The organism is Allobaculum sp., from assembly GCF_047010065.1.
Lineage (GTDB): Bacteria > Bacillota_I > Bacilli_A > Erysipelotrichales > Erysipelotrichaceae > Allobaculum > Allobaculum fili.
Genome location: NZ_JBKXLD010000115.1, coordinates 1 through 6,961 on the forward strand (window position 1 = coordinate 1; position 6,961 = coordinate 6,961).

The window sequence follows — 6,961 nt, forward strand, 5'->3', positions numbered from 1 at the left end:
AGCGTATCTAATATTCAGTCTCGCGTATACCCGTCGATTGTTTGACACTTACGAATAAAACGAAAAAGAAGCAATCCCGTTTCGGACTGATCCTTGCTCTTCTCATCATGCTTGGCGGTGCGGGTCTGATTTTCTATCCTTCCATCAGCGATATGGTAGTGAACTATCAGCTCAGCAGAAACATCGACCAGTACAATATCGGACTCGAAGGGGTAGAAGAAAACTTCGATGAAGAGTGGCGGCTGGCGGAAGAATACAACGAGTATCTGGCCGCCAAAGATCTGCAGCTGACGTGCAGTCCCAAAGAGCGGGAGTATGTCGAAACTTTGCTGAATCCGCTGGGAAGCGGAATGATCGGATCGATTCAAATTCCGAAAATCGGGGTCAATATTCCGATATATTACGGAACCGAGGAACAGCAGCTCCAGGCGGGTGCCGGATTCTGGATGGGATCGTCTCTGCCTACGGGAGGTCCGAGCACACACACCGTTCTCACGGCTCATACCGGACTGGTTCGCGCCAAGCTGTTTACGGACATTGACAAGCTGAAAAACGGAGATCAGTTTTTCATCCGTGTGCTGGACCGAACGCTTGCGTATGAGGTAGATCAGCGGCTGATTGTCGATCCGGATGAAATGGAACCGATGTACATTCAGCCCGGAGAAGATCTGGTCACGCTCTATACGTGCTATCCGTACGGAGTGAATACGCAGCGTCTTCTGGTAAGAGGTCATCGAATCCCGTATGAAGAAGAACCAGAGAATTCGGAAAATCTCGCCGAAAAACTGCTGAAGAACTACTGGATCTGGATCCTTGTCGTTCTTCTTCTTCTCTTCCTTCTTCTGTGGTGGCTGCTGCATCGACACAGAAAGAAGAAGAAAACAAAATCGCAAAAGGAAATGGATGGCGAGAAGACAGATGACGGGAAGACTGGCGAAATCGGTGGCTAAGATAGAGCTGTCCATCCCAGGCTCTCCTTCTTGAACCTGGCCTTCTGATTTCTGACGGATGGTGTCTATCCTGCGCAAGGGGTATGCGATTTTCTCATGCATTTCCGAGCGGAATTCGAAGTCTGCAGAGTACGCTCAGTTCAGCCCTGAATCAAAGGGAAGGCTTGCAGAAGGGATCGGAACGAATTCCCGTCGGCAGCAGGAGAGGAGACGGACTATGGATGAAACGATGGCACTGCTTCAGATCGAAAAGATGAAAGGCAGAAAATACGAATATCAGGGAGATGATCCGGATTTCCATGGGGAAAGCGGAGAATTCGAACGGCTCGATGATATGAACTGCTGCGCGCCGACGGACGCGGTGCTCTTTGCCTTTCAGTGCAAAGGCCAACGCAAAGTGATGACCGCCGCCCAGTTCCTTGAATTTGTTAAAGCGTGCAAAGTGGTAGAGGAATAAATTTCTGAGTCAGAAAAAATGCACCCGGATTTCGGATCATCCAGGTGCATGCTTTATACAAATCGCTGCAGGAATCGATGGTGTCCAGTCTGCAAAGGCCATCGCGAATTCGTCCGCGTTTTCGGTTTTTCGTTTTTTGGCTTTCAGTAGAAGCCTGTCCGGTCCGTCGACAGTCGTGGATCTGGATCGATTTACAAATCAGCAAGGCGAATCTTTTGTGTTCTGGTAACTTCCCGCAAGGGAAGGCCGCCAAAGGGCAGAAGGTTCGCCTTTTCTCTGCCAAAAAGGAGCGATTTCTCGTTTGGGTGTCTTTTCGCGAAGCGGCGGGTTATGACGAATCTCCTGGCTTTTGATCTTGGTAAAAGAGGAAGGCGGGAATGGAAAGGGGTAAAGGTTCCGGCCATGGAAGCCATCCGTAACGGATAGTCGGATTCGGATTTAAGGGTACTTCTTTTCGAAGAAGAAAACAAAAGAAGCGAATATCGGAAGACCGGAATTCCGACTGGGAAAAATGGATACGAAGAGACGGAAGCGCGTTGAGTGCTTTTGCCGCTTCAAGCGTTTATTCCAGACGGACTCTGGATCTGCCTTTCTGCCGGACGATTGTGCGGAGAGGCTTCTTTATGAAGCTGCCCGTTCAAACTGCGGCTCAGAATTTTTCCTTTTAAGGATCGTTTGATCCAGCGGGCACAAAATCCGAAGAAAGAGAGCCCTGACGGTAGGACGGATGGTCGTCTTGCGTTCCCTGGCTCGCTTGTCGAATCCAGGATCGATTCCTTTCTCTTTTGCTGGGGGAGGATTCCGTTTCAGAGCCTGAAAAAGGCCATAAAAAATCCGGAGTCGAAACTCCGGATTGGGGGTCAGAGAAATTTTAGTTCTGTGCGGGCTGAACAAGTTCGTCGGCCAGTTTCTGACGGTTCTGCTCGATGAGAGCCGGCAGTTTGGTTCGTGTATAGCGCAGGAACAGGATACCGGTTGTAACGGCGGCCACAACATCCGCAATCGGTTCGGCCAGGAAAACCGCAAAGACTTTGTCGCTCATGCAAAATGGCAGGATGTAGATCAGCGGCAGAAGCAGAATGATCTTACGATAAACCGCAAGGAAGAGAGACGTCTTCGCATTGCCCAGCGCGATGAACGTCTGCTGACAGGCGATCTGCATACCGAACAGGCAGACACCTGCGATGTAAATGCGCAGCGACCATTCGGTGTACTTAATGAGTTCGGGATCGGGTGTGAAGAAGGAAGCAAAGGCACCCGGGAACAGTTCGCAAAGCGCCCATAAGCCAAAGGAGTAAATCAGCGAGCTGATCAGCAGAATCTTGAACGTCTTTTTGATGCGATCCAGATTGGCGGCACCGAAGTTGTAGGAAATGATCGGCTGCGAACCCTGGGTAAGGCCCTGGAGCGGAAGCATCGCAAACTGCATGATGCTCGCCAGAATCGTCATCGATCCGACCGCCAGATCGCCGCCGTAACGCTGCAGCGAGGTGTTAAAGGCGAGCGTGATGAAGCTTTCGGTGATCATCATGACAAACGGAGAAAGACCAAGCGCCAGGCAGGGGAGAATGAGCTTCCAGTTCAGACGGATCAGCGAAGGGGAAAGACGAAGCGCGGAACGTTTCGAACGCAGAAACCAGAGAACGAAAATCGCCGAGCAGGCCTGGGAAATGACGGTCGCAATCGCGGCACCGCGTACGCCGAGTCCGAAGACGAAAATGAGAATCGGGTCAAGAACAATGTTGAGAATTGCGCCGATCAGTACGGTGGCCATACCCCAGGATGCGTAGCCCTGTGTGTTGATAAACGCGTTCATGCCCAGGGCAACCTGAACAAAAATGGTACCGGCCGCATAAATCTGCATGTACGCCCAGGCATAGGGGATTGTCTGTTCGCTTGCGCCAAAGGACATAAGCAGATCCCGGCCGAAAACTTCGGTAATGACCGTGAGAACGAGGGCAAGAAGAATGAGCAGGGCCAGAGAGCTGTTCATGATTTTCTGCGCGGTTTTATTGTCTTTCTGGCCCATGAAAACCGCGGCGCGCGGAGCGGCACCCATGCAGACCAGATACGCGAAGGCACTGATCGCCGTAATGAGAGGCATAGTGACGCCGACGCCGGTCAGCGCCGCCTGACCGCTACCGGGAATGTGACCGATATACATGCGGTCGACGATGTTATAGAGAACGTTGACGATCTGTGCGAGGATGCACGGAACCGCCAGATTAAAGAGAAGACGTCCGACAGGGGCGGTCCCCAGATCGGTCTGACTGCTCTTGGATTTGAACATGGAAAACCATCCTTTCTAAACAAAATCAGAACTTATTATGGCACAAACCGTTATTTTCGGTGCAAAAGGAATATAGTCAGCTTTTTGCCCGTTTTCTCACGCGCTTTTTTGAGCGGAACCGACAAATTCCACAGGCAGGGAATATGATGGCAGGGCAGGATCGGTAAAAAAGAGAGGAAAAGCGGATACTTTCGGGGCTTTTTTGCGCACTGTACGTCCCGGTATTCCGTTTTGGCCGCTTTCTTACACCGGATTTCTTATGGCATTTTCTTCCGCTTTTTATGGCCTGCGGCTTTGCGTACAGGCCGCTTTGAGCGACTGGAACGGTTCGCAGTATGGGCCCCGCCTTTTCTTGCGCCCTTGATTTTGCGAAAATAAAAGCACTTTTGAAAATTCAGCAGGTTCTGACCGGAAGGTGTTCTGGATATTCTCCTGTCTGCAAACCGGCCAGACCCGTCTTTCCCCTGTATTTACCTATATTTTATTTACCGTTGTTATTTTATTTCCCGTTGTGTTCAGCGTTCTGAAACGAACGGAGAAAGGAGAACATTTATGGAATCCGCACTGTCCGAAAAGGCCAGACCCAGATCGCACAGGCCAGGCTGGCTGAAAAAACTGGAGGCGCCTTTTCTGAATATAAAAAACGTCTCCACAAGAGCGGCGGTGATCACGCTGCTGGTCGCCTCGCTGGCGTGGCTCGTTACCTGGATCGTGATCGGGCTTTTCCCTCTTGGGGAGGCGAGCCTGTGTACGAACGACGGGTACGCGCAGTACATGCCGTTTCTGTCCGAATTCTGGAGCATATTTCGAGAAGGCGGCTCAGTCTTCTATTCGTGGAACGGAGGCCTTGGCGGAAACTTCTTTCTGACCATAGCCTATTACCTGACGAGCCCCTTTACCTTCGTGGCGCTTCTGTTCGACCGTACGCAGATTCCGTTCGCAGCCAATCTGATTATCGTTCTGAAAAACATTCTGGTCTGTACGCTGATGGCCTGGTACTTGCCGACACGAAAAGGCGCTTCGAAAAAAGCAATGCCCGCAGCTGCCTGCGCGATCACGTACGGATTTGGCTTTTATTTCATGGGCTACGCGGTCAACTTCATGTGGATGGATTCGATCGCACTGCTTCCGTTAATGCTTTATGGCATGGAACGGCTCGATACCAGAAAAGGCCGTGCAGCGTATCTGTTCTCGCTGGCGGCGGCTATTTTCATGAACTTTTACATGGGCGCCATTCTCTGCATCTTTCTGGCGCTGTATGAAGTCGTGCTCGTCATGCGCTTTAAAAACCGGCGCTGGGTGCTGATTATCTGGTTCGCGCTCTGTTCGCTCTGCGCCGCGCTGCTGGCTTCACTCGTTTTGCTTCCGGTCATCGAGGGCATGCTTATGGACAACGTTTCACGCATGTCACCGCCGGATTTTGAATTTTTCAATGACTGGGCGTATTTCTTTTCCCGGCTTCTGCCGGATGCGAATATTGTCCGCATTACCCATAATCGCGGGGCGATCAACTTGTACATGGGTTCGGCCTGCCTGATGTTCTGCCTCGTTTTCCTCTTTCAGAAATCGATTTCCTGGCGGACGCGTCTCGGCCTTTCGGGTCTTTGCCTGCTTTACCTGGTGGCGACGCAGTGCAGCTGGCTGAACTACGCCTTTCATGGCTTTTACATGCAGAGGCAGGTGCCAAACCGCTTCGGCTTTCTTGTCGGCTTTCTGTCCTGCCTGATGATGTATGACGGACTGGTTCGAATACGCAAAACGAAGCTTTCGGTTCTGATCGGCTGCGGCGTAACGGCCGCCATCGCCTTTTCGGGTGTCGTCTGGCTTTCCCAGACTTCGAATACCTGGATTGAGCCGGCACTTGTCGGCTGCCTGCTCTGCTTTACACTGGCGGCCGGCTTTCATCGCCAGGTGCTGCTTTCGTGGCTCATTCTGGCCGAAAGCTTTGGCTGTCTGGCCCAGTGCGCGCCGGGCGATCTGTCCAGCTCGTTTACGAATATGAAGCCGGATCTGGAAGCGGCGCAGTTTACGGGAACCGGCCGTTCGGACATTCTTTGCAGCGACATCGTAAACGCGCCCGCCCTGTACGGCTTTCGCGGCGTATCTTCCTTTAACTCCGTCATCAATCCGGATACCGCGTCGATTTTAGGCAAGCTCGGCTATGCAAGCGGCGAAAACTACTACCGCGTCTATGGTCATACGTCCATCAGCGATCTCATTCTTGGCGTCGATCTGTATGCGACCGACGAGCACGAACAGCTGCCCGAACCGTTTGTTGAAGTGGCAAGGGTGGATGATCTCGTCCTCTGGAAGTCGCCGTATGCCACGCCGATTGGCAGTACGATTTTTGACGGCATCGACGCGCTCGATGCATCCAATAAATTTACCAATCTCAATACCCTGATGCCCGACAGCTTCACGCCGCTCGATGTAAAGGCGTCGATTGAAACCGACGCGAAGACGGATGGAGAATTCACCGAGTCTGGCACCTGCATGATTGAAGATATCGAAGACGGGGATGTGACGACCGTCAAGCTGGCGCCGTTTCGCGGCACTCAGGTGTACGTGTATGGAACGCTTGGCGGTTCTGGCAAGTTCAAGGTGTTCAAAAACGATCAGCTCGTTCACGAAGATAAATACGACGGCGAAGTCGTTTACGTCGGCGATGTGGCCGAAAACGATTTTGTCGAACTGCAGTTTACAGCGGATTCGGATCGTGACTCGCAGACGCTGACGCTGTATGCGGCGTCGATGAACGAGGATGCGGTCGAACGGGCGGTGGAACGTCTGAATACGAACGGACTCAAGGATCAGTCCGTGGAAGCGACCCGCGTGACGGGAAATTACGAGGCCCAGAAGGAATGCGATATGGTGTTTACCATTCCGTACGATCCAGGCTGGAAGGCGACCGTCAACGGACAGAGCGTACCTTGTGACAGCTTCATGAACGGCTTTCTGAAAATTCATCTGCCCGCGGGTCTGAATCAGATTGAACTGACGTATCAGCCGCAGGGATTCAAATCCGGTCTGCTTGGTACGGCTGGCGGCATTATCTATGCGGTCCTGATCTTAAAAATGAAAGACGACAAGCCGTACCCGGAGGATGAAGACGACCCCCATAAGAAGAAAAAGCGCCGCCGGCCGCTGCGCAAAAAGAAAGTCTCCAGGGAAGAGGAACTCGAAACCGAAGGTTCAGCGGCGGACGACAGCGACGAAGTGGGAAATCAGACGGTTTCGAAAGTCGTAGAAGAAGATTTCGAACGC

4 protein-coding genes are annotated in these 6,961 nt (G+C 52.1%); 3 read left to right on the forward strand and 1 reads right to left on the reverse strand.

Annotated elements, in window-relative coordinates; genetic code table 11:
* The first annotated feature begins 41 nt into the window (after nucleotides 1-41).
* Together ACLUYS_RS08870 and ACLUYS_RS08875 are read left to right on the forward strand one after the other, a co-directional pair.
* Nucleotides 42-950 (forward strand): class C sortase, encoded by a 909-nt coding sequence (locus ACLUYS_RS08870; protein ID WP_412659639.1) that lies wholly within the window; start codon nucleotides 42-44, stop codon nucleotides 948-950.
* A 217-nt stretch (nucleotides 951-1,167) separates the two neighbouring features.
* Nucleotides 1,168-1,407 (forward strand): hypothetical protein, encoded by a 240-nt coding sequence (locus ACLUYS_RS08875; protein WP_288339571.1) that lies wholly within the window; start codon nucleotides 1,168-1,170, stop codon nucleotides 1,405-1,407.
* A gap of 871 nt (nucleotides 1,408-2,278) precedes the next feature.
* On the opposite strand, the gene ACLUYS_RS08880 is transcribed toward ACLUYS_RS08875, so the two are convergent.
* Nucleotides 2,279-3,697 carry an MATE family efflux transporter gene (locus ACLUYS_RS08880; protein ID WP_412659640.1) on the reverse strand — a complete coding sequence of 473 codons (1,419 nt, stop codon included), beginning with the start codon at nucleotides 3,695-3,697 and terminating at the stop codon, nucleotides 2,279-2,281.
* A 552-nt stretch (nucleotides 3,698-4,249) separates the two neighbouring features.
* Between ACLUYS_RS08880 and ACLUYS_RS08885 the strand changes: the two genes are divergently transcribed.
* On the forward strand, nucleotides 4,250-6,961 hold a 2,712-nt coding region (locus ACLUYS_RS08885; RefSeq protein WP_412659641.1), incomplete at its 3' end, for a YfhO family protein.

Coding starts and splice junctions, on each gene's coding strand:
- ACLUYS_RS08875 (WP_288339571.1), top strand. CDS start 1,168: ATGGATGAAACGATGGCACTGCTTCAGATCGAAAAGATGAAAGGCAGA.
- ACLUYS_RS08880 (WP_412659640.1), bottom strand. CDS start 3,697: ATGTTCAAATCCAAGAGCAGTCAGACCGATCTGGGGACCGCCCCTGTC.